At 64.2% G+C, this 22,615-nt stretch carries 21 protein-coding genes; 6 read left to right on the top strand and 15 right to left on the bottom strand.

Annotated features, from left to right (window positions below):
• Nucleotides 1–56: 56 nt before the first annotated feature.
• Nucleotides 57–710, bottom strand: a complete 654-nt coding sequence (locus KVG96_RS18375) for a COG3650 family protein (RefSeq protein ID WP_217893354.1) — start codon at nt 708–710, stop codon at nt 57–59.
• A 59-nt stretch (nt 711–769) separates the two neighbouring features.
• The gene (locus KVG96_RS18370) at nt 770–1,369 is read right to left on the bottom strand and encodes a short chain dehydrogenase (protein ID WP_217893353.1); all 600 of its coding nucleotides are present in this window, start codon (nt 1,367–1,369) and stop codon (nt 770–772) included.
• A 104-nt stretch (nt 1,370–1,473) separates the two neighbouring features.
• Here KVG96_RS18370 and KVG96_RS18365 point away from each other — a divergent pair, with 104 nt between their 5' ends.
• Entirely contained in the window at nt 1,474–2,382 is a 909-nt protein-coding gene (locus KVG96_RS18365; RefSeq protein WP_217893352.1) for a LysR family transcriptional regulator, read from the top strand.
• A 38-nt stretch (nt 2,383–2,420) separates the two neighbouring features.
• On the opposite strand, the gene KVG96_RS18360 is transcribed toward KVG96_RS18365, so the two are convergent.
• The 4 genes from KVG96_RS18360 to KVG96_RS18345 are packed head-to-tail and all read right to left on the bottom strand — an operon-like array spanning nt 2,421 to nt 4,864.
• Entirely contained in the window at nt 2,421–2,894 is a 474-nt protein-coding gene (locus tag KVG96_RS18360) for a DoxX family protein (RefSeq protein ID WP_217893351.1), read from the bottom strand.
• Nucleotides 2,891–3,649 carry an HvfC/BufC N-terminal domain-containing protein gene (locus tag KVG96_RS18355; protein ID WP_217893350.1) on the bottom strand — a complete coding sequence of 253 codons (759 nt, stop codon included), beginning with the start codon at nt 3,647–3,649 and terminating at the stop codon, nt 2,891–2,893. Before KVG96_RS18355 ends, KVG96_RS18360 begins: the two co-directional genes overlap by 4 nt.
• Nucleotides 3,646–4,533 carry an MNIO family bufferin maturase gene (gene bufB, locus KVG96_RS18350; RefSeq protein WP_217893349.1) on the bottom strand — a complete coding sequence of 296 codons (888 nt, stop codon included), beginning with the start codon at nt 4,531–4,533 and terminating at the stop codon, nt 3,646–3,648. Before bufB ends, KVG96_RS18355 begins: the two co-directional genes overlap by 4 nt.
• A 25-nt stretch (nt 4,534–4,558) precedes the next feature.
• On the bottom strand, nt 4,559–4,864 hold the full coding sequence (locus KVG96_RS18345; RefSeq protein ID WP_217893348.1) for a BufA1 family periplasmic bufferin-type metallophore: 306 nt from the start codon (nt 4,862–4,864) through the stop codon (nt 4,559–4,561).
• 359 nt (nt 4,865–5,223) lie between these two features.
• Here KVG96_RS18345 and KVG96_RS18340 point away from each other — a divergent pair, with 359 nt between their 5' ends.
• A complete protein-coding gene (locus KVG96_RS18340) occupies nt 5,224–5,505 on the top strand; it encodes a hypothetical protein (RefSeq protein WP_217893347.1) in 282 nt (93 codons plus the stop codon).
• A 10-nt stretch (nt 5,506–5,515) separates the two neighbouring features.
• Nucleotides 5,516–5,755, top strand: coding sequence for an acyl carrier protein (gene acpP / locus KVG96_RS18335; protein ID WP_217893346.1), 240 nt, complete (start codon nt 5,516–5,518; stop codon nt 5,753–5,755).
• Between the two features lie 51 nt (nt 5,756–5,806).
• Here acpP and KVG96_RS18330 read toward each other — a convergent pair whose 3' ends face one another.
• The 5 genes from KVG96_RS18330 to KVG96_RS18310 all read right to left on the bottom strand — a co-directional run bounded on the left by KVG96_RS18330 (nt 5,807) and on the right by KVG96_RS18310 (nt 10,802).
• A complete protein-coding gene (locus KVG96_RS18330) occupies nt 5,807–6,508 on the bottom strand; it encodes an ABC transporter ATP-binding protein (RefSeq protein WP_085581652.1) in 702 nt (233 codons plus the stop codon).
• Nucleotides 6,509–7,276 (bottom strand): high-affinity branched-chain amino acid ABC transporter ATP-binding protein LivG, encoded by a 768-nt coding sequence (gene livG / locus KVG96_RS18325; RefSeq protein ID WP_217893345.1) that lies wholly within the window; start codon nt 7,274–7,276, stop codon nt 6,509–6,511.
• A complete protein-coding gene (locus KVG96_RS18320) occupies nt 7,273–8,526 on the bottom strand; it encodes a high-affinity branched-chain amino acid ABC transporter permease LivM (protein WP_217893344.1) in 1,254 nt (417 codons plus the stop codon). The genes livG and KVG96_RS18320 overlap by 4 nt, the downstream gene beginning before the upstream one ends.
• Nucleotides 8,523–9,446 (bottom strand): high-affinity branched-chain amino acid ABC transporter permease LivH, encoded by a 924-nt coding sequence (gene livH, locus KVG96_RS18315; protein WP_085581658.1) that lies wholly within the window; start codon nt 9,444–9,446, stop codon nt 8,523–8,525. The genes KVG96_RS18320 and livH overlap by 4 nt, the downstream gene beginning before the upstream one ends.
• 228 nt (nt 9,447–9,674) lie before the next feature.
• Nucleotides 9,675–10,802, bottom strand: coding sequence for a branched-chain amino acid ABC transporter substrate-binding protein (locus KVG96_RS18310; protein WP_217834657.1), 1,128 nt, complete (start codon nt 10,800–10,802; stop codon nt 9,675–9,677).
• A gap of 351 nt (nt 10,803–11,153) precedes the next feature.
• On the opposite strand from KVG96_RS18310, the gene KVG96_RS18305 reads away from it, so the two are divergent.
• On the top strand, nt 11,154–11,459 hold the full coding sequence (locus KVG96_RS18305) for a DUF2288 domain-containing protein (protein ID WP_217893343.1): 306 nt from the start codon (nt 11,154–11,156) through the stop codon (nt 11,457–11,459).
• Nucleotides 11,460–11,777: 318 nt separating this feature from the next.
• On the opposite strand, the gene KVG96_RS18300 is transcribed toward KVG96_RS18305, so the two are convergent.
• Nucleotides 11,778–13,982 carry a hypothetical protein gene (locus KVG96_RS18300; RefSeq protein WP_217893342.1) on the bottom strand — a complete coding sequence of 735 codons (2,205 nt, stop codon included), beginning with the start codon at nt 13,980–13,982 and terminating at the stop codon, nt 11,778–11,780.
• Between the two features lie 196 nt (nt 13,983–14,178).
• Between KVG96_RS18300 and KVG96_RS18295 the strand changes: the two genes are divergently transcribed.
• The gene (locus KVG96_RS18295) at nt 14,179–15,075 is read left to right on the top strand and encodes an NAD(P)-dependent oxidoreductase (protein WP_217893341.1); all 897 of its coding nucleotides are present in this window, start codon (nt 14,179–14,181) and stop codon (nt 15,073–15,075) included.
• Here the strand turns inward: KVG96_RS18295 and KVG96_RS18290 are convergent.
• Both KVG96_RS18290 and KVG96_RS18285 read right to left on the bottom strand, forming a co-directional pair.
• Entirely contained in the window at nt 14,966–17,248 is a 2,283-nt protein-coding gene (locus KVG96_RS18290; protein ID WP_217893340.1) for a putative bifunctional diguanylate cyclase/phosphodiesterase, read from the bottom strand. The two genes, KVG96_RS18295 and KVG96_RS18290, sit on opposite strands and share 110 nt — an antisense overlap.
• A 204-nt stretch (nt 17,249–17,452) precedes the next feature.
• A complete protein-coding gene (locus tag KVG96_RS18285; RefSeq protein WP_085581668.1) occupies nt 17,453–17,821 on the bottom strand; it encodes a YkgJ family cysteine cluster protein in 369 nt (122 codons plus the stop codon).
• 301 nt (nt 17,822–18,122) lie between these two features.
• Here KVG96_RS18285 and KVG96_RS18280 point away from each other — a divergent pair, with 301 nt between their 5' ends.
• A complete protein-coding gene (locus tag KVG96_RS18280) occupies nt 18,123–19,472 on the top strand; it encodes a spinster family MFS transporter (protein WP_217893339.1) in 1,350 nt (449 codons plus the stop codon).
• A 108-nt stretch (nt 19,473–19,580) separates the two neighbouring features.
• Here the strand turns inward: KVG96_RS18280 and rapA are convergent, their stop codons facing one another.
• Nucleotides 19,581–22,427 (bottom strand): RNA polymerase-associated protein RapA, encoded by a 2,847-nt coding sequence (gene rapA / locus KVG96_RS18275; protein WP_217893338.1) that lies wholly within the window; start codon nt 22,425–22,427, stop codon nt 19,581–19,583.
• Nucleotides 22,428–22,615: the final 188 nt, after the last annotated feature.

Raw genomic sequence — 22,615 nt, 5'->3', positions numbered from 1 at the left:
GCGTTTGAAGGCGGCGATTATACGCCGCATCGGCCGGATCCCGTGAGGTTAAACGATCAGTCGTCGCGGGAACCGCCGAAATACGCGCAACCGCGTTCGGCCTTGCCGTCGATGCGCAGTTCGGCGCTCATGGGCTGCACGCTGCCGGTGCGGCCGTCGACGCAGCGCTGCGGCGCCACCCACAGCTCGATCCGGCGGTTGTCGGCCTCGCTGCTGAGGTTGAAGCGCCCGTCGCCCAGTTGCTCCTCGACGTAAGGCACGGCCAGGGGCGGTTGGCCTTCGCGGTCGATGGCCATGCCCTTGCCGCTGACCTTCACGCTCCACTCCGGGCCATGGCCGGCCGCGCGCAGGATCAGCAGCTTGAAGTTCGGGTCGTCGCAGGCGGTGCCCGAGCGTTCGACGCGGTACAGCCGGGTCAGGTCGAGCCGGTCGCCGGCGACCTTGCCGCGCACGTCGGCGAACAGTTTGCCCTGTTCGTCGGCGAGGGTGGCGGCCTCCTGCAGGACGCTGGTGCCGCCGACGTCGTTGACCTCATAGCGGCGCCGGTCCTGGCAGGACTCGAACACCAGCTTGCCGTCGGCGGCGATCAGTTGGCCCTGCATCCGGCTCTGGCCGACGTGCGAGGCGCTTTGCCGCGCCCCGTCGAACAACTGGCACGCGGCAAACAACGGCAGCAAGGCAACAACGATCAACGAACGGGCGACACGCATCTTCGGCTCTCCAGACAAGTGCCGCCACGTTACGCAGCCTGACCGTTCATCACAAGGGGTCAGCCCACGTGAAAGGTCTGACCTGTCTGCAAGCCCTCGACGCTTTTGGCGTAGGCCAATGCCACATCCACCGCAGGAACCGGCTTGTAGCCCCTGAAGTACGGGGCGTAGCTGCCCATGGCTTCCACCAGCACGGTCGGGCTCACCGAGTTCACCCGCAGGCCGCGCGGCAGTTCGATGGCGGCGGCGCGCACGAAACTGTCGAGGGCGCCGTTGACCAGCGCCGCCGAAGCGCCGGTGCGGATCGGGTCATGGCTGAGCACGCCGGAGGTGAAGGTGAACGACGCGCCGTCGTTGGCGAACTCGCGGCCGATCAGCAGCAGGTTCACCTGGCCCATCAGCTTGTCTTTGAGGCCCAGGGCGAAGCTGTCTTCACTCATTTCGTTCAGCGGAGCGAAGGTGACGTTGCCGGCTGCGCACACCAGCGCGTCGAACTTGCCGGTCTTTTCGAACAGCTTGCGGATCGATGCGCTGTCGCTGATGTCGACCTGGAAATCGCCGCTGCTGCGGCCGATGCGGATGATTTCATGGCGTTGCGACAGTTCTTTGTCCACGGCCGAACCGATGGTGCCGCCGGCGCCGATCAACAGGATTTTCATTGTGGGTTGCCTCGAGTGATTGAACGAGGCTTGAGTCTAGAGTGGTTTTTTCCGCAGATAAGCGCACTAATGGGCAACCTTTGGTTTTCAGGTGGAAACAATCCATGAGCGAGATGGATGATCTGGCGGCGTTCGCCGTGTTGATCGAGGCCGGCAGTTTCACCCTGGCGGCGCAGCGGCTGGGCTGCAGCAAGGGGCAGCTGTCCAAGCGCATCAGCCAGTTGGAGGCGCAGTTTTCCGTGGTCTTGCTGCAGCGCACGACCCGGCGCCTGAGCCTGACGGCAGCGGGCGCGGCGCTGTTGCCGCAGGCCCAGGCGCTGGTCGCCCAGGCGGAGCGCGCGCGTCAGGCGCTGGCGCGGCTGAAGGACGACATGGCCGGACCGGTGCGCATGACGGTGCCGGTGTCTTTGGGAGAAACCTTCTTCGACGGCCTGCTCCTGGAGTTTTCGCAGAAGTACCCCGACGTGCAGATCGAACTGGAGCTGAACAACAACTTCCGTGACCTGGCCCGGGACAGCTTTGACCTGGCCGTGCGCACCGACGTGGCCAACGACGAGCGTCTGGTGGCCAGGCCACTGTTGGCCTGGCAGGAAATGACCTGCGCCAGCCCGGCCTACCTTGAGCGCTACGGCGAGCCGGCGACCCCGCAGGCGCTGGCCGGGCACCGCTGCCTGCTCAACAGCCACTACAGCGGCCGCGAGGAATGGCTGTACCACCAGCGGCACGAACTGCTGCGGGTAAAGGTGTCCGGGCCGTTCGCCAGCAACCACTACAACCTGCTGAAGAAGGCGGCGCTGGCCGGCGCCGGCATCGCCCGGCTGCCGTCGTACCTGTTGCCGACGGAATTGGCTGACGGCCGGTTGCGATGGCTCCTGCGGGATTTTCAGACCCGGCGCATGCCCATGTACCTGGTGCATCCGTATCAGGGCGGGCTGCCCAAGCGCACCCAAGTGCTGGCGGACTACCTGGTGGGCTGGTTCAAGCGCAGCGGCGAGGCGCTGGACAGGCTTTGACCGCCGGGCGGTCATTCTGCAGGCGCGAGCCTGCAGTGTCATTTGTTCAGCCGGGCGATCAGGTGATCGACCGACAATCTGCCCGGCCCGGTCGCCATCAGGTACAGCAACAGCGCTGCCCAGGTGCCGTGGGTCGGATAGGCGTCCGGGTACACGAACAGTTGAATGGTCAGGGTCATGCCCAGCAAGGCCAACGCCGAAAAGCGCGTGGCGAAACCGAGCAGGATCAGAACCGGGAAGAAGTGCTCGGCGAACGCCGCTAGGTGCGCGGCGAGTTCCGGCGACAACAGCGGCACGTGGTATTCGCTCTGGAACAGCGGCACCGTCGAGTCCGCCAGGTGCGGCCAGCCGGGTTCGAAGGTGCCGTCGACCAGGTCGATGGCCAGGCCTTCGACCTTGGTCTGTCCGGATTTCCAGAACACCGCGGCAATGGAAAAACGCGCGATGAAGGCGATCAGGCTGTGGGGGATCCGTTCCAGCAGCGCGATGGCGCGGGCGATCAAGTGGCTCATGGCGACACCTTGGGGTTCAAGTGGGTGATGGCGTTTCGGCTGATCAGCAGGGCCAGGGTCTGGCTGAGGTCGAAGGCCGGGAGGTCTGCCAGGGCCTGCCCCAGCGGCTGGCCGCGAAGCAGGGCGCGGATGAACCGGCTTGCGCCGGGCTCGAGGGCGAACACCTCGACGTCGAGGCCGTGGCGCAGGATCAGCGCGTGCTGTGCACAGGCCAGGTCGATACCGGCCAGCGTCGCGTCCTGCTGGTGCGCAGCCCAGATGTCCACCACAGCGAAGGCCGAGTCGAGCAGGTGCAGCGACGGGTGCAGGCCGATGCGCAGATCGTCGACGATGCCGGCATCGGCGAAGGCGTCGGCGATCCGCTCATGGGGCAGCGGCGGGGCATCGGCGGCGTGGTAGGCGACGGTGCGCAGGCGTTCCAGCCGGGCGACATCCGCCAGATAAGGCACGCCGGCGGCAGGTTCGAAACCTTCGATGAAGTCCGCCAGGCCTTCGCCGTACTCGCTCATGACCGGGCTGCAAGGTGGTTGGTCCTGCAGGAACAGCGCGGCCATGGCCCGGAAGAAATCGTCGCCGACCAGCTCGGCCACCACCGGATAGCTGTCGGCCAGGGCATTGATCAACGAGCTCTGTACGTTGTTGCGGTACACCGCGAAACGGCTCGCCGGGTCGGCGCCGTTGGCGCAGCACAGGCCTTTGGGGCAGGGCAGGCGGCTATCGAGCAGGGCTGCGCTGAACACGGCTTGATCGCTCATGGGCGGCTCCCTGCGGCCAGCAGCATCTCATCGGCTTGCCGCGCCTCGGCCATCAATACGCTGAAGGCCGGCACATGGTTGTCGCGTTCGATGAGGGTCGCCACCGGGCCGGTGCGTTGCAGCGCTTGCCGGTACAGGGCCCAGACCGCCTGGTCGACGGGGGCGCCATGGTCGTCGATCAGCAGGCGGTCGCCGAGGCTGTCGGCATCTTCGGCGAACCCGGCCAGATGAATCTCGCCCACGGCGTGCAGCGGCAGCGCCTCAAGGTAGGCCAGCGGGTCGCGCCGGTGGTTGATGCAGGAAACGTAGACGTTGTTGACGTCCAGCAGCAGGCCGCAGCCGCTGCGCCGGATGATTTCGTGGAGGAAGTCCGCCTCGTCGAAGGTCGAGCGCCGGAAAGCCAGGTAGGTGGCGGGGTTTTCCAGCAGCATCGGCCGCTTGAGGGTGTTCTGCACCTGGTCGATGTGGTCGCAGACGCGGTTCAGCGTCGGCGTGTCGTAGGCCAGGGGCAGCAGGTCGTTGAGGAACACCGGGCCGTGGCTCGACCAGGCCAGGTGTTCGGAAAAAGCGTGGGGTTGGTAGCGTTCGATCAGCGCCGCGAGACGCTGGAGGTGCCGGGTGTCCAATGGGCCTTCGCCGCCGATGGACAGTCCGACGCCGTGCAGCGACAGCGGATGGCGTTCGCGGATCAGCCCCAGGAAGTGATGGAACGGGCCGCCGGCCACCATGTGGTTTTCGGCGTGGACCTCGAAGAAGCCGATGTCCGGGCGGGTGTCGAGCACTTCGTCGAAGTGCCCGGTCTTTAGCCCCAGCCCGGCACGGGCCGGGAGCCCGGTGAGGGCTGCCCGAGTGCGGGGGAGGGCATGGTCGCAGGATGTGATCATGATCGACACTCGGGCAACCGTCGGATCAGGCCTTGGCCTTGAACGCTTCGAGCTGGCCGAAGCCGGTCGGCGAGGTCTTGCTCTCGGTGGTGGTGCAGGTGCCCTTCGGCACCAGTTTCCAGGCGTTGGGCTGGTAGTCCGTTTTTGCGGTGCCGGCGCAGGTGGTGCCAGGGCCGGCGGCGCAGTTGTTCTTGCCTTTCATGGCCACGCCGAAGCATTTCTCCATGTTGTCGTCGGCGGCGTGGGCGGTGGAGACGGCGGCCAGGCTCAGGGCGGAACCGAGGGCCAGGACGAGGGCGGTGGCGGACAGGGTGCGGGTGGTAGCGGTCATGGTGTTTCTCCGGTTGGGTCTGGGTTCTGCAAGCGAAGTGCGCTTGCTTGCCCCACTAGAGAAACGACTTCGCGATGCGTTACACGCGATCCCGAAATTTTTTTGAGAAATCTTCGGCCCCCGACATTTCCTGTAGGAGCGAGCCTGCTCGCGATGGCGGCGAGTCAGTCGGTGAACCATTGGCTGGCCCACCGCCGGGGCGGTTCCACAGCGGCATCGGGTCATATAGAGCGCCAGGGCATAAGCGCAGGGCGGTCATCGTGAACGGATCTAGGCACCTGTAATTTCTGACAGTGGGCGAGATTCACCCGGCTCAGTAGATTCAAGGTCGAGCGTACGGCTCACAAAGGAGCGCGATCATGACCAAGGCTGAACTGAAGAAATTTGTGCAGGCCAGAATCGATGAAAAGGCCAACATCATTCTGGACGAGCGGGTGAGGCACGACGATGCCGCATTCGGCGAGCTGAAGATCTATTTCTGTCTGCGGCGGATCCTCAACGGCAACGCAAACATGGAGGACATCGGTGTGCTGCATGCCGTCAACGATCTGATGAAGGCCATGGGTGTGATCGCTCCCAATGAGTCGCTTGGTTCCAGGCTCAGGCCCGAGCTTTGCGGCCCTTGGCTCAACAAGGAATGAGGAGGTGGGTATGAGCGATGTCGAGCAACGGGTGAAGAAAGTAGTCAGCGAGCAACTGGGTGTTAAAGCAGAGGACGTCACAAATGGCACCAGCTTTGTCGATGATCTGGGTGCCGACTCGCTGGACACTGTGGAACTGGTCATGGGGCTGGAAGAAGAGTTCGAGATCGAAATCCCGGACGAAGAGGCCGAAAAGATCACAACGGTTCAACAAGCGATCGATTACGCCACAAAGCGCCTCAAAGCATGACAGACACAAAAAAACGGCCCCGAAGGGCCGTTTTCCGTTCACCGCAACCGCTTAACCCCCCAGGTACGCCTCGCGCACCTTGGGATCGGTCAGCAGCGCCTCGCCGGTGCCTTGCATCACCACCCGGCCGTTCTCCAGCACGTAGGCCCGGTCGGCGATCTTCAGCGCCTGGTTGGCGTTCTGCTCGACCAGGAACACCGTCACCCCGTCCTTGCGCAGTTGTTCGATGATGTCGAAGATCTGCTGGATGATGATCGGCGCCAGGCCCAGCGACGGCTCGTCGAGCAGCAGCAGCTTGGGCTTGCTCATCAGCGCGCGGCCGATGGCGAGCATTTGCTGTTCGCCGCCGGACATGGTGCCGCCGCGTTGGGTGAAACGCTCTTTCAGGCGCGGGAAAAGTCCGAGGACCTTGTCCATCTGTTCCTGATAGTCACCCTTGTCGGTGAAGAATCCGCCCATGGACAGGTTCTCTTCCACGGTCAGGCGGGCAAACACCCGACGGCCTTCCGGCACCACGGCGATGCTCTTGCGCATGATCTGCGACGAGTCCAGGCCGACCAGTTCCTCGCCCATGTAGCGGATGCTGCCGCTGTGGGCCCGGGGCGAGCCGCACAGGGTCATCAGCAGGGTGGACTTGCCGGCGCCGTTGGCGCCGATCAGGGTCACGATCTCGCCCTGGCGGACTTCGACGTTGACGCTGTGCAGGGCCTGGATCTTGCCGTAGAAGGTGGAAACGTTTTCGAACTGCAGCATTTACGCTTCCCCCAGGTAGGCTTTGATCACTTCGGGATTGTCGCGGATCTGTTCCGGCGTGCCGTTGGCCAGGGGCGTGCCCTGGTTGATCACGACGATGTGGTCGGAAATGCTCATGACCAGCTTCATGTCGTGCTCGATCAGCAGCACGGTGACGTTGTGCTCCTCGCGCAGCACGCTGATCAGCGCCTTGAGGTCTTCGGTCTCCTTGGGGTTCAGGCCGGCCGCCGGTTCGTCGAGCATGAGGATCCGCGGGCGGGTCATCATGCAGCGGGCGATCTCCAGGCGGCGCTGCTGACCGTAGGCCAGGGTGCCGGCGGGACGGTTGGCGAACTCCTTGAGGTTGACCTTGTCCAGCCAGTAGCCGGCGTACTCCATGGCTTGCTGCTCGCTCTTGCGGAACGACGGGGTCTTGAACAGACCGGACAGGAAGTTGGTGTTCAGGTGGCGGTGCTGGGCGATCAGCAGGTTTTCCAGCGCCGTCATTTCCTTGAACAGGCGCACGTTCTGGAAGGTGCGCACCACGCCCTTGAGCGCGATCTTGTGGCCCGGCAGGCCCTGGATCGGCTCGCCGTCCAGCAGGATGCTGCCGCCGGTGGGCTGGTAGAAGCCGGTCAGGCAGTTGAACACGGTGGTCTTGCCCGCGCCGTTCGGCCCGATCAGCGCCACCACTTGTTTCTCTTTCACGGTCAGGGCCACGCCATTGACCGCCAGCAGGCCGCCGAAGCGCATGCTCAGGTTTTCGACTTTCAGGATCTCGCGGCTCATTTGCGCAACTCCATGTGTGGGCGTTGCATCGGCAGCAGACCTTGTGGACGCCAGATCATCATCAGCACCATCAGGGCACCGAACATCAGCATCCGGTACTCGCTGAACTCACGCATCATTTCCGGCAGCAGGATCATCACCACGGCGGCCAGGATCACGCCCAACTGCGAGCCCATGCCGCCCAGCACCACGATGGCGAGGATGATCGCCGACTCGATGAAGGTGAACGACTCCGGGGTCACCAGGCCTTGGCGCGCGGCGAAGAAGCTGCCGGCGAAACCGGCGAAGCTGGCGCCCAGGGTGAAGGCCGAGAGCTTGATCACGGTCGGGTTCAGGCCCAGCGCGCGGCAGGCGATCTCGTCTTCGCGCAGCGCTTCCCATGCGCGGCCGATCGGCATGCGCAGCAGGCGGTTGATGATGAACAGCGCGCCCAGGGCCAGCAGCAGGGCCACCAGGTACAGGAACACCACTTTGCTCACCGGGTTGTAGGTCAGCCCGAAGAACTCGTGGAACGTCTGCATGCCTTCGCTGGCCGAGCGTTCGAAGCTCAGGCCGAAGAAGGTCGGCTTGGGGATGTTGCTGATGCCGTTCGGGCCGCCGGTGAGGTCGGTGAGGTTACGCAGGAACAGACGGATGATCTCACCGAAGCCCAGGGTCACGATGGCCAGGTAGTCACCGCGCAGGCGCAGCACCGGGAAGCCCAGCAGGAAGCCGAAGGAGGCCGCCATCAGGCCGGCGATCGGCAGGCACAGCCAGAAGCTCCAGCCGAAGTAGTGCGACAGCAGCGCGTAGCTGTAGGCGCCCACGGCGTAGAAGCCCACGTAGCCCAGGTCGAGCAGGCCGGCCAGGCCCACCACGATGTTCAGGCCCAGGCCCAGCAGCACGTAGATCAGGATCAGGGTGGCGATGTCCACCGCGCCGCGCGAGCCGAAGAACGGCCAGATCAGCGCGACCACGATCAGGCCGATGATGATCCAGCGCTGGGTGCGCGGCAGGGTCAGGAACTGACTGACCTTGGGCGAGACCAGCGGGCCGCGGTCGGTGCGCATCAGCGCACTGAACTGTTCGCTGAACAGCACCCGCAGGAACATCAGCACCGAGCACAGGGCGATGACGGTCAGCGTCAGCGGGCCGGTGCCGTGCACTTCGAGGTTGATGCCGACGATGCTCAGCTTGAGGCCGAGGACAGGGAAGGCGACGGCCCAGACCAGCAGGGCGCTGAACAGCGCTTGTTTAAGATGTTTGCTCATACTTTCTCAACCTCCGGACGGCCCAGGATGCCGGTCGGCCGGAACAACAGGACCAGGACCAGGAGACCGAACGCCACCACGTCCTTGTATTGGTCGCCGAAGATGTCGGCGCCGAACGCTTCGGCCACACCCAGCACCAGCCCGCCGAGCATCGCGCCCGGAATGCTGCCGATGCCGCCCAGGACCGCCGCGGTGAAGGCCTTCAGGCCCACCAGGAAGCCGGCGTTGGGGTTGATCACGCCGTACTGCATGCTCAGCAGCACGGCGGCGACCGCGGCCAGCGCGGCACCGATGACGAAGGTCAGGGCGATGATGTTGTTGGTGTTGATGCCCAGCAGGTTGGCCATCTTGATGTCCTCGGCGCAGGCGCGGCAGGCGCGGCCCAGGCGGGAACGGGAGATGAACGTGGTCAGGCCGAGCATCGCGATCAGCGTCACGACGAAGACCAGGATCTGCATGTAGGAAATCAGGACTTCCTCGGCGCCGCCCGGTCCGAAGGAGAAGCTCCCCGGAATCAGGTTGGGGATGGATTTGTCCTTGGAGTCCTGGGACAGCAGCACAGTGTTCTGCAGGAAAATCGACATGCCGATGGCGGAGATCAGCGGGATCAGACGGTTGCTGCCGCGCAGGGGGCGGTAAGCGACGCGTTCGATGCTGTAGCCGTAGGCACTGGTGACGACGATCGACGCGATGAACGCGGCGGTCATGAGCAGCGGCAGTGAGTGGATGCCCATCATGGCCAGCCCGGCAAGGGCGATGAAGGCCACGTAGGAACCAATCATGTAGACCTCGCCATGGGCGAAGTTAATCATTCCAATGATGCCGTAAACCATTGTGTAGCCAATGGCTATCAACGCATACGTGCTGCCAATGGTCAGTCCATTAACCAGCTGTTGGAAAAAATGATAGATCTCAGGCATTACAGCGCTCCTAAAAACCCGATACGCATTTCACTGGTGGAGTCATGTTCCGGCCCTGTGCTGTGTTCTGTGGCCACATTTGCACGGAGCGTTTGCCAGCGAACCGCTGGTGACGGTTTTAAGATTTTCAGGTGAACCAGCGCCCGGATCGCGGGCGACCGGCCCATAAACCTCGTAAAACAAAGCCCACTGCTCGCACAGTGGGCTCACTGACCAGTAATGCCAGGCTTACTGAGGGGAAACTTCGGTCTTGGGCTTGCCGAAGTGCCACTGGTAGACCACGAACTTGAAGTCCTTCAGGTCGCCCTTGGCGTCGTAGGACAGGTCGCCGGTCGGCGTCTTGAAGGTGCCGGCGTGGATGGCTTCGGCCACCTTGGCGGTGTCTTCGGACTTGGCGGCCTTGATGCCTTCGGCGATCAGCTCGACGGCGGAGTAGGCCGGGAACACGAACGGACCGCTCGGATCCTTGCCGTCAGCCTTGATGGCGTCGACGATGGCCTTGTTCGCAGGGTCGGCGTCGAAGGACTTCGGCAGGGTCACCAGCAGGCCTTCGGAGGCGTCCTGGGCGATCTGCGAGATGGAGTCGTTGCCGACGCCTTCCGGACCCATGAACTTGGCGTTCAGGCCTTTTTCCTTGGACTGGCGCAGGATCAGGCCCAGCTCAGGGTGGTAGCCGCCGTAGTAGACGAAGTCGACGTTGGCTTGCTTGAGTTTCTGGATGATCGAGGAGAAGTCCTTGTCGCCGGCGTTCAGGCCTTCGAACACGGCCACTTTCACGCCTTTGCCTTCGAGGGTCTTCTTGACGGCGGTGGCGATGCCTTCACCGTACTGCTGCTTGTCGTGCAGAACCGCGACGACCTTCGGCTTGACGTGGTCGGCGATGTAGTTGCCGGCCGCAGGGCCCTGTGCGCTGTCCAGGCCGATGGTGCGGAACACCAGCTTGTAGCCACGGGTGGTGATGTCGGGGCTGGTGGCCGCCGGGGTGATCATGATCACGCCTTCGTCTTCGTAGATGTCCGAAGCAGGCTGAGTGGAGCTGGAGCACAGGTGGCCGACCACGAACTTGACGCCGTCGTTGACCACTTTGTTGGCTACGGCTACGGCTTGTTTAGGGTCGCAGGCGTCGTCGTATTCCTTGGCTTCGAGCATCTTGCCGTCGACGCCGCCCTTGGCGTTGATGTCCTTGATGGCTTGCTTGGCGCCGACGAACTGCATGTCGCCGTACTGGGTCACCGGGCCGGTCTTGGGACCTGCGATACCGATCTTGATGGTGTCGGCGGCGAACGAATGGCTGGCCACCCCGGCCAGAACCATAGCGGCAAACAGTTTGGAAATCTGCTTAGTAGCCTTAGTCATAGTGCTCCACTCTTGCTGTTGTATTTTTTAGAGTCCTGGCGCCGTAGCAGCAGAACCGGGTCCGATATCTTTGCGATACCTTCCGGAAATGCCCCCGGCAACTGTACCGGTACAGTGTAGAGCGCCGGTCGTTGGCCTGGGAAGCTGGCGCCAGGGGGCAAATCCTGAGGGTGTCGCTTTGATGAAAGAAAAAGACAGAATTGCGGCGGGGCGTTCAGGGGGCTTATGCCCCAATCATCGGCATTCCTTGGCGCTCCTGCTCTTTTCGTTCGGTACAGCCGTTTCCTACCGGGTTTTTCTGCCGGACCACCGACGTTATCATTCGCGCCGATTTCTTTTCCGGACAGTCCCATGAATCAAGAACCTAGCACCCTCTATGCCAAGCTGCTTGGTGAAACCGCAACTATTGCGTGGAAAGAGCTGGAACCCTTCTTTGCCAAGGGTGACCTGTTATGGGTCAGTGCCGAGCTGGATTTGATCGCCGTCGCCGAGGCTGTGGCATCCGATGATGGCAAGAAAGTGGCTGCCTGGCTGGCCGAAGAGAAGGTCGCCAAGCTGTCTGCGACGCGGGCGCGGGACTTTCACGAGCGCGATCCCGAGCTTTGGTCGGTTGTGGTGCGGCCGTGGATTCTGATCCAGGACAGGGCGCAAGGTTGAATGCGCGCACCTGATTGGTGCGTTGAGTTGTCAGCGAAAAGTGTGTAGCCGAGTAGCGTGATGGCACGTTGCCGTGGAGAAATGCCACAAGCGTGGGTGGCATAACGGTGACGTAAACGTAACGGGAACAGTTGATAGGGCAGCCTGCGGGCTGTTCAATTGTTTCTGGATGTTGGAAGACCTGAAACCTTCAGGGAATGCCCTGGCCTCTTCGCTGGCGAGCCAGTTCCCGCACGATCCTGGTGAGCACAATTATCGTGAACACCATAAAACCTGTGGGAGCTGGCTTGCCGGCGAAGGGGGCGACGCGGTCTGCAGTCAGACCGAGTAAGTCTTGCCGGTGTGGCTGTTGAGCGAGATGACCTTGGTCTTGCCGATCCGGTGACGGTAGATCTCGCGCAGGTACTTGATGGCCTTCTTCACGCAATCGCGGGACAGGCGGATGTCGTTGATCGAGACGAACTTCTCTTTGTCGTTGATCAGCTCGCGGTACTTCTTCTCGTACATCGGCTTGATCGCGTACCAGTTGGTGTCGAGGATCTTCGCCGGGTTCTCGAATTCGTTGAGCAGGTCGTCGATGCGGTCTTCGTCGAAGTCCTCGTGGATGATGAAGTCCAGGATCGAGTTGTCCAGGGTCTCGTCGAAGCGGTAAGGGTTCTTGGCGAAGCAGCGCTTGATGAACGCCACGATCAGGGTCAGGAAGTCGTCCGACAGGCACGGGCTCTTGGCGATCAGGGTGGTCAGCGACAGGTTGGCCGAGGCGCCGATCACCAGCGCGTAGCGCTTGAGCGTGGTGTTGGGGAACAGGCTGTTGAGGTGGGTCTTCAACCGGTTCAGGTCCATGTACGACAGCTTGTAGTCCTTGGGCAGCGAGACGATCGAGACCACCGACGAGCAGTTCTTGAAGAAGTGCAGGTCGTGCAGGGCCGCCGCGTCGTAGCCGGAGTTCTTGTACTGCTCCAGCGAGGCGCGGTAGCGCTTGGACTCGATCGGCAGCAGGCTGATGCCTTCGATGGCCTGGGTGACCTTGTTGAAGTGCGGCAGGTCGATGGAGCGGAAGAACAGGTCGTCGATGTTCAGGCGCTGCGGCTCCTTGTCGAACACCTTGAACTTGTCGCTGCTCGGCGGCGGGGTCTCCGGCACCACGGACTCGGCGTAGGCGATGGCCACCGGGCCCGCCAGGCTCATGAACAGGTCGTTGGCGTCCAGGCGGATGGTCTCGCCGATGTCGATGCCGGCGCGGCGGAAGTAGTTCTGGTCGTAGTCGGTGGTCACCGCCTGCGCCGTCAGGATGTTGAAGATCTGCTGCGAGATGTACTGGTTGGCGTGCTTCTCCATCGCATTGACGTCAATGTTCTGGATGTTGCCGTCATCGTTCTCTTCGGCGTAACGCATGATGTCGTTGGAGATCAGCATCATGGCGTTCCACGGGCGGATGCGGCCCATGACGCTGGCTTCGCTGCTGTCTTCGTTGGCGAAGTTGTACGAGAAATCCCATTCTTCCGACAGGTATTTGCACAGCAGGCGGCCGGCGTTGATGTGCAACGCTTCGGACATTTCGCTGCGGTGGTCGGAAATGTTCGGCAGCACGCAGATGCCGCTGGTGAAGATCGGTTCGAACACGAACGAATGGCCGCTCTTGCCGTCATGCTCGTCCATCGGCTTGGTGTCGAACGTCTTGTTCATGTACGAGTGCTGCTGGGCCAGGCCGAACTCCGAGGCCATGCCGGAGCCGGTGCCGCCGCCGGCGCTGAAGATCGAGAAGTACAGGCGCGACTGGTTGGCCTTGATGCCGCAGCTGTCGATCAGGTACGAGTGGATCATTTTCCAGTCGGGGCTGGAGAAGCGCTGGGTGTCCTTGTTCAGGATGATCTTGGCCAGGTACTGGCCCAGGATCGGTGCGTTGCCCGCGCCGCCGGCGTGGACTTCGGACAGGTCCATGATCTTCATCTTGCTGTAGTCGCGCAGGAACCCGGTCTTCTCGCCCTTGCGCGAGAAGCGGATGCGCCCGGCGATGTCCTTGTCCAGGTCGCCGAGCATCACCAGCGGCTCGACCAGGAACACCGGCTTGCTGGCCTTGTTCGGGCCGATCCGCAGGTTGGTGCGGATCCACTGGGCCGGGCTGTAGCCCTTGTCGGCCAGGCGGCGGTCGGCGGCCCGGTCCTCGTTGTTGAATTCGTTGAGGTAGAACTTGCGCGCGTTGTACACCAGCTCCGCCACGTCCAGGGCGATGTTGGAGCCGCAGCGGCCCAGGCCGATCAGGCACACCGACGGGAATTCCTGGTCGTTGTGCTGTTCGTTGTCGCCTTCCAGGTGCGGCGGGCGCGGGAACACCAGGTCACGCAGGCCGTCGAGGTTGTCGAGGATGCGGTCGGTGTTGGTTTCGGTGAAGTACAGGTACTGCTGGGTGCCCAGCGGACGCGAGGGTGGCAATGGCTTCGACGGCGATGGCGACGGGCTGTTCGCCGCCGGGCTGAGGGTCAGATCGGATACCGCAGTGGCCGGATTGTTCTTGGAAGTCATTGGGCGCCATTTACCTGGACTGGTTGGCCCGGCGACCGCTGTCGCCGGATCTCACGGAATGGAATCTCGCGTCTGTTTGCTGCGCGTGTTTGACCCGGGTTCCGGGCCGTTGGCCTGGGTGTCGTCCGGGGGAATCCTTTCCTGATTGATGATGGATCGGCCATGATTCGGCGATCTTTAATAAAAAGGAGGCTAAATGATGTCAACGCTACCTTCGTTGGGGTTCGCCGGAATCGGCCTGATGGGCCTGCCGATGTGCCGGCGGCTCTTGGCCGCGGGCTATCGGCTGACGGTGTGGAACCGCAACCCGGCCAAGTGCGCGCCGCTGGTGGCGGCGGGCGCCCGGCAAGTGGCGAGCCCCGCCGAACTGTGCGCTCAGGCCGACGTGGTGATGCTGTGCCTGGCCGACACGGCGGTGGTGCGCGAGGTGGTGTTCGGCCCGGCGGGCATCGCCGAAGGCGCCGGGCGCGGTCAGCTGCTGGTGGACTTCTCCAGCCTGGAGCCCGCCGCCACCCGCGAGATGGCCGCCGAACTCCTTGGCCGCACCGGCATGGGCTGGCTCGATTCCCCGGTGTCCGGCGGAGTGGCCGGTGCCGAGGCCGGCAGCCTGGCGATCATGGTCGGCGGCGAGGCGGCGGACCTTGAACGGGTGCGTCCGGTGCTGATGAGCCTGGGCCAGCGTGTGACCCACATGGGCGGCGTCGGCGCAGGCCAGGTGACCAAGGCCTGCAACCAGATGATCGTGGCCTGCAATGCCCTGGTGATCGCCGAAGTAGTGGCGCTGGCCGAAAGCGCCGGGGTCGACGCGGGCCTGATCGCCGAAGCCCTGGCCGGCGGATTCGCCGATTCCAGACCGCTGCAGATCCTCGCCCCGCAGATGGCCGCAAGCCGCTTCGAGCCGGTGAAGTGGCACGTGCGCACGTTGCTCAAGGATCTGGACACGGCGGTGAAGTTTTCCCGGGAGACCGGTTCGGCCACGCCGCTCAGCGGATTGGCCGCACAACTGATGCGCCTGCATGGGAGCCAGGGCTTTTTGCAGCAGGATCCAGCGACACTGGTGCAGATGTACCGCGGGCCCGGCTCAACGGATTGACCGCGTGGGCGTGCTTGCGCTGGTCGATTTCTTCCAGCACCGGCCGCAGTTCGCTCAGCGGCACCGGGCGGCTGAGCAGGTAGCCCTGGATGAAATCGCAGCCCGAGCGCTCCAGGAATTCGTATTGCTCCAGGCTTTCCACGCCTTCGGTGACCACCTGCAAGTGAAGGGTGTGGGCCATGACGATGATCGCCTGGACGATCTCCATGTCGGCGGTGGCCTTGGGAATGTCGAGGATGAACGAGCGGTCGACCTTCAAGGTGTTCAGCGGCAGGCGCTTGAGGTAGGCCAGCGACGAGTAGCCGGTGCCGAAGTCGTCGATCGACAGCGACACGCCGAGGGCGCGGATCTGGCGCAGCAGCACCAGGGTGTTGGCGATGTTGCCCATCAAGGCGTTTTCGGTGACTTCCAGCTCCAGCCGTTCGGGGGAGACCCCGGCGGTGCGCAGGGCGGTTTCGATCTCGTCGGCCAGTTCCTCCCGCGCCAGGTTCAGCGGCGAGCAGTTCCAGGCGATCTTCAGCTCGTCGCAGCCGTGGCGGGACAGCTCGCCCAGGTCTTCGCAGGCCTTGCGCAGCACCCAGTTGTCCAGCTCGGCGATCAGGCCGTTGGTCTCGGCGATGGCGATGAACCGGTCCGGGGTCAGCAGGCCGTGCACCGGATGCTGCCAGCGCACCAGCGCCTCAAGCTTGGTGACCCGGCCGCTGCGCAGCTCGAAGATCGGCTGGTAATGCAGCGTCAGGCCGTTCTCTTCGCGCAGGGCCAGGCGCAGTTCCTCCTCCAGCTGCAGCTCCAGGGTGGCGCGGTTCTTGAGGTTGGCGTTGAAGAAGTGCAGGCCGTTGCGCCCGGCGCCCTTGGATTGGTACAGCGCCAGGTCCGCGTGCTTGAGCAGCTCTTCGCAGGTGGTGCCGTCCTCCGGGAACAGGCTGATGCCGATGCTGGTGGTCATCACCATCCGCCGCCCGGCCAGTTCGATCGGCTCCTTCATCTTGTGCATGATGCGCTGGGCCAGGTTGCGCGCCTCTTCACGGTCGCGCAGGCCGATGAGGATGCAGAACTCGTCGCCGCCGAAGCGGGCGACCACGTCCTCATGGCTGCGCACCGAGCCTTTTATGTGCCGGGCGATGACCTTGAGCAGTTCGTCGCCGGCGTCGTGGCCGAGGCTGTCGTTGATGCGCTTGAAATGGTCGATGTCGAGGAACATCACCGCCAGCATCCCGCCTTCCTTGGTTTTCTGGCTGAGCTTTTCGGCGAAGATCTGATTGAAGCCGCGTCGGTTGATCAGGTTGGTCAGTGCGTCGTAGTTGGCCACCTGCTGCAATGACATGCGCGCCTGATCCAGTTGGGTGAGCAGGGTGTTGACCCGGCGCAGGTCGTTTTCCTTGTGCTGCAGCTTCTTGTCGGCCAGCGCCGCGCTGATGGCGCTGCCGAGGATCAGCAGGGTGATCAGCGCCACCGTGAGGCCCAGTTGCATGTGCCCGGATTCCGGCGGCAGCGCCGGCAGGCTGTTCTCCGGCAGCACCAGCCGCAGCGCGGCCATGCCGGTGAAGTGCATGCTCAGGATGCCGGCGCCGAGGATCAGCGCCGCCGCGTACTTGAGCAGTTGCAGGTACAGGCCGGCGCCGTCGCGCAGGCGGCCGGCCACCCACAGCGCGGCGAAGCTGGCGCCGACGGCGATCAGGATCGACACCGTGAACAGGGTGGGGTCGTACCAGGCCGTGGCGGCGGAACGCATGGCCGCCATGCCGACGTAATGCATGCCGGCGATGCCCAGGCCGATGACGACGGCGGTCTTGAGGTATTGCAGCAGGCTCGGCTGCGCCTCGCTCAGGGTGTGCATCGCCAGCCACGAGGCGAAGAGCGCGATCAGCAGGGAAAACAGCGTGACGGGCAGGTCGTACTGGATGTCGATCGGCGCCTGGAACGCCAGCATGCCGATGAAGTGCATGGCCCAGATGCCGCCGGCCAGGCACAGGGCGCCGATCCAGCGCCAGAACCGCTGCGAGGCCGGGTCTTCGGCGTGCCCGACCCGTTCGGCCATGTCGAGGGTGGCGAAGCTCGCCGCGCAGGCGACCAGGTAGGCCACCAGCACCAGCAAGGCGTCATAGGTGCAATTGAGGATGACCTGCCCGCTCTGCGGCAACTCGGCAACGAACTGTAAACCAAGCCACTCCATAGCATGCCCCGTCTCTGAGTGCGTTCCGAGTGCGTTCCGGCCGCGTCATGAACGCAGACGAATGACTGGAGTATAGAGGCCGAATGTGGGGCGTTTGCGGTAGTGGCACATTGGCGCTAATGATTTCGGCATTAGCGTCATAGCGATTTGAACTATAGCGAGCGGGGCTATAGCCACCAGGACTATAGCCATCAGGACCAGGGCTCAGGCGCTCTGTTCGTAAGGCGTCTGCGCCCAGTGCGGCTCCAGCGGCGGCAGGCCGAAGCGGGCGCGGGCCTTGTCGCAGTCGGTGTTCTGTTCGCCGTTTTCCCAGGACGACTCGAACTCCCGGCAAGGGCTGGAGCGCTGCTCGTAGATCGAGCAGTGCACCGTGCTGCCCACCTCGCCGACCAGCGCGGTGCAGCGGGGCGACTTGCAGTCGGTGCCGTTCATCGCCACCCGGCTGGGGCTGATCTGCGTCACCAGCTCGTCAGGCACCGTTCCGCCGGCAGAGGCGCACTCGCCCCAGAAAAAGGACACGCGGAAATGGGAACAGCAGGCACCGCAATTCAGACACGGACTGGCTTCGGACATGGTCAGGCATCAAAGGAGGGAAGGGGAGGATCCGGACGGATCCGGCGGCTATTCTAGGCTTCGCCGCAGGCTTGGGAAGGGGGGCGCAAAAGTATTTTTTCGTTGCCGGATTTTGCCGGGAAAGCCCCGGTTTTCGGGGGATTTCAGGCAATTCAAGGGCTTACGTTTCGTAACATGGCCATGGCCCGGTATCAGGCCGGCGAATGATCACAGACATCCGCCGAACGGCTGACTAGATTGCAGGTTCCGGGCTCGAACGCGTCGGCCGTGAAGCCCACATAACAAGAAAAGAGGCGGACCCATGCAGCACTCGACCCAAGCGGCGAATGCCTGGCGCATTCTGTTCCTGCTGTTCCTGGCCAACCTGTTCAATTTCTTCGACCGCACCATTCCGGCGATCATCATCGAGCCGATCCGTATGGAATGGCACCTCAGCGACTTTCAGCTGGGGATCGTCGGCACGGCCTTCACCATCGTTTACGCCATCGCCGGCCTGCCGCTGGGGCGCATGGCCGACACCGGTTCGCGCAGCAAGCTGATGGGCTGGGGCCTGGCGGCCTGGAGCGCGCTGACGGCGGTCAACGGCATGGTCGGCAGCTTCTGGAGCTTCCTGCTGGTGCGCATGGGCATCGGCATCGGCGAGGCCAGCTATGCGCCGGCCGCCAACTCGCTGATCGGCGATCTGTTCCCGGCCCACCGCCGGGCGCGGGCCATGGGCATTTTCATGCTGGGCCTGCCGCTGGGGCTGCTGCTGGCGTTCTTCACCATCGGCGCGATGGTCAAGGCCTTCGACAGCTGGCGCGCGCCGTTCTTCATCGCGGCGGTGCCGGGGCTGGTGCTGGCGGTGTTCATGTTCTTCATCAAGGAACCCAAGCGCGGCGCGGCGGAGACCGTGCAGGTGTCCCAGGCGCCCGTCGACAGGCCGATCCGGCGGGTGCTGGCGGTGCCGACCTTCCTGTGGCTGGTGATGGCCGGGCTGTGCTTCAACTTCGCCACCTATGCCTGCAACTCGTTTCTGGTGCCGATGCTGCAGCGCTATTTCCTGATGCCGTTGCAGGAGGCGGCGGTCGCCACCGGGTTGATCGTCGGCGTCACCGGGCTCATCGGCCTGACCCTCGGCGGTTGGGTCGCCGACAAGGTCCATCAGCGGGTGGCCAACGGGCGGCTGCTGTTCGCCGGGTTCAGCCTGATCGTCTCGACCCTGTGCACGGCCTGGGCGCTGCATGCCGGGCGCATCGAAATCGGCGTGTTCGTGGCGGTGTTCAGTGTCGGCTGGCTGTTTGCCTACAACTTCTACACCTGCGTCTACACGGCGATCCAGGACGTGATCGAACCGCGCCTGCGGGCCACGGCGATGGCGCTGTTCTTCGCCGGGCTGTACCTGTTGGGCGGGGGCCTCGGGCCGGTGGTGGTGGGCGGCCTGTCGGATCACTTTGCGCAGTCGGCGATGCTGGCGGCGGGCGCCGGGGAAATGAGCGAAGCGTTCAAGGCCGTCGGCCTGCATGACGCGATGTACCTGATTCCGGTGGCGCTGTTCCTGACGATGGTGTTCCTGTTCCTGGCGTCGCGGTGCTTTGTGCGCGACGCCCAGCGGATGAAGGCGGGGCTGGCGGCGGTGGTGGTGCCGCAGGCTGAGGCGGCGACGGCGTGAAAGCCTGCTGGCGATGCGGCCGTGCGCAGCGCCTGAAAATCCGACAGGCAAACAAAAAGGCCCGCATCGCTGCGGGCCTTTTCGTTTTTTGCCGGAGGGCAGGGCGGATCAGCCCGCCACCAGCACCCGGATCGCTTCCAGGCGCAGGGCAGCCTTGTCCAGCATCGCCAGGCCTTCCTCGCGCTGTTTGCGCAGGGCGACCAGTTCGCTGTCGCGCACGCTCGGGTTGACCGCCTGCAACGCGGTCAGGCGCGCCAGTTCTTCGTCGGTGTCGGCCGCCAGACGGCGGCGGGCCTCGGCCACGCGCTCGGCGTGGCGCGGGGCGATCTTGTCTTCACCGGCGTTGATCCGTGGCGTCAGTTGGTCGCGCTGGGCCTGGATGAACTTGTTGGCGCTGGCGCGGGGCACGCTTTCCAGCTGGTCGTTGAGGGTGTTGAACGACACCCGTGCGGCCAGGTCGTTGCCGTTGGCGTCCAGCAGGCAGCGCAGGGCGGCCGGCGGCAGGTAACGGCCCAATTGCAGGGCGCGGGGGGCGACCACTTCGCTGACGTAGAGCAGTTCCAGCAGCACGGTGCCCGGCTTGAGCGCCTTGTTCTTGATCAGCGCCACGGCGGTGTTGCCCATCGAGCCGGACAGCACCAGGTCCATGCCGCCCTGCACCATCGGGTGTTCCCAGGTGATGAACTGCATGTCCTCGCGCGACAGCGCCTGGTTGCGGTCGTAGGTGATGGTCACGCCTTCGTCGTCGCCCAACGGGAAACTGGCGTCGAGCATTTTCTCGCTCGGCTTGAGGATCAGGGCGTTTTCCGAATGGTCTTCGCTGTCGATGCCGAAGGCGTCGAACAGGGTTTCCATGTAGATCGGCAGGGTGAACTGGTCGTCCTGCTCCAGGATCGCCTCGACCAGCGCCTCGCCTTCGCCGGCGCCGCCGGAGTTGAGCTCCAGCAGACGGTCGCGGCCGGTGTGCAGTTCGGCCTCCAGGCGCTGGCGCTCGGTGCGCGCCTCGTCGATCAGGGCCTGCCACTGGCCGTCGTCGGCCTCTTCCAGCAGCGGCAGCAGGCGCGGGCCGAACTGATGCTGCAGGGCGTTGCCGGTCGGGCAGGTGTTGAGGAAGGCGTTCAGCGCTTCGTGATACCACTGGAACAGGCGTTCCTGCGGGCTGGTCTCCAGGTACGGCACGTGCAGCTCGATGACGTGCTTCTGGCCGATCCGGTCCAGGCGCCCGATGCGCTGTTCCAGCAGGTCCGGGTGCGACGGCAGGTCGAACAGCACCAGGTGGTGGGAGAACTGGAAGTTGCGGCCTTCGCTGCCGATCTCGGAGCAGATCAGCACCTGGGCGCCGAACTCTTCGTCGGCGAAGTAGGCGGCGGCGCGGTCGCGTTCCAGGATGCTCATGCCTTCATGGAACACCGTGGCCGGGATGCCGGAACGTACGCGCAGGGCGTCTTCCAGGTCCATCGCGGTTTCGGCGTGGGCGCAGATCACCAGCACTTTGGTGCGCTTGAGCATCTTCAGCTGGTCGATCAGCCACTCGACGCGCGGGTCGAATTTCCACCAGCGTTCTTCTTCGCCGGCGTCCGGCTGGGCCTGGAAGCTGACTTCCGGGTACAGCTCGGCGTGTTCGCCCAGCGGCAGTTCGAGGTATTGGTCCGGGCACGGCAGCGGATACGGGTGCAGCTTGCGCTCCGGGAAGCCCTGCACGGCGGCGCGGGTGTTGCGAAACAGCACGCGGCCGGTGCCGTGGCGGTCGAGCAGCTCACGCACCAGGCGGGCGCTGGCTTCGCTGTCGCCGTCGTTGACGGCGGCGAGCAGCGCTTCGCCTTCGGCACCGAGGAAGTCATGGATGGTCTTGTGCGCGGCGGGCGAGAGGCGGCCCTTGTCGAGCAACTCCTGCACGGCTTCGGCCACCGGGCGATAGTTGTCGCTCTCGGCGCGGAACGCGGCCAGATCGTGGAAACGGTTCGGGTCGAGCAGGCGCAGACGGGCGAAGTGGCTGTCCTGTCCCAGTTGCTCGGGGGTGGCGGTGAGCAGCAGCACGCCGGGAATCACTTCGGCCAGTTGCTCGACCAGCGCGTACTCCGGGCTGACCTTGTCTTCGTGCCAGACCAGGTGGTGCGCTTCGTCGACCACCATCAGGTCCCAGCCGGCGGCGAACAGGGCGTCCTGGGCCTTTTCGTCGTCGACCAGCCATTCCAGCGCCACCAGCGCCAGTTGGGTGTCTTCGAACGGGTTGGCGGCATCGCTCTCGATGAAGCGCTCTTCATCGAACAGCGCGACCTGCAGGTTGAAGCGGCGGCGCATCTCCACCAGCCACTGGTGCTGGAGGTTTTCCGGCACCAGGATCAGCACGCGGTTGGCGCGGCCCGACAGCAGCTGGCGGTGGATCACCAAGCCGGCTTCGATGGTCTTGCCCAGGCCCACTTCGTCCGCCAGCAGTACCCGCGGCGCGATGCGGTCGGCGACTTCACGGGCGATGTGCAGCTGGTGGGCGATCGGTTGCGCCCGGGAGCCGCCCAGGCCCCAAAGGGTGGACTGCAGCTGGCGGCTGGTGTGTTCCAGGGTGTTGTAGCGCAGGGAGAACCACGACAGCGGGTCGATCTGCCCGGCGAACAGACGGTCGCTGGCCAGACGGAACTGGATGAAGTTCGACAGCTGGGTCTCCGGCAGGGTGACCGCTTCGTTCTGCCCGTTGAGGCCGTGGTAGACGAGCAGGCCGTTGGCGTCCTCGACTTCGCGCACGGTCATCTTCCACCCTTCGAAGTGGGTGATGGTGTCGCCCGGCGAGAAACGCACGCGGGTCAGGGGCGCATTCCTTAGCGCGTACTGGCGGGTGTCGCCAGTGGCCGGGTAGAGCACGGTCAACAAGCGGCCGTCCTGTGCCAGAACGGTGCCTAAACCAAGCTCTGCTTCGCTGTCACTGATCCAGCGTTGCCCCGGTTGATACTGCTGCGCCATGCTGCCTGACTCCCACCTTGAAAAAGCGGGCTATCTTAACGGAATGAGGCTCCGAGGCCAAAGGATTAGGAGCCGCGCCCGGCTTTTGACTGCCTGCGGCGAACTGAAGGAAGCGTAGGTCACGCATCGGATGCGCGGACGCCGGCGGCACCGATTAATGCCGATCCGGTCACAAGTTTTCGACCGGT

The sequence above is a fragment of the Pseudomonas ekonensis genome (assembly GCF_019145435.1).
GTDB classification, from domain to species: domain Bacteria; phylum Pseudomonadota; class Gammaproteobacteria; order Pseudomonadales; family Pseudomonadaceae; genus Aquipseudomonas; species Aquipseudomonas ekonensis.
This window is presented reverse-complemented; position numbering and strand designations above follow the sequence as displayed.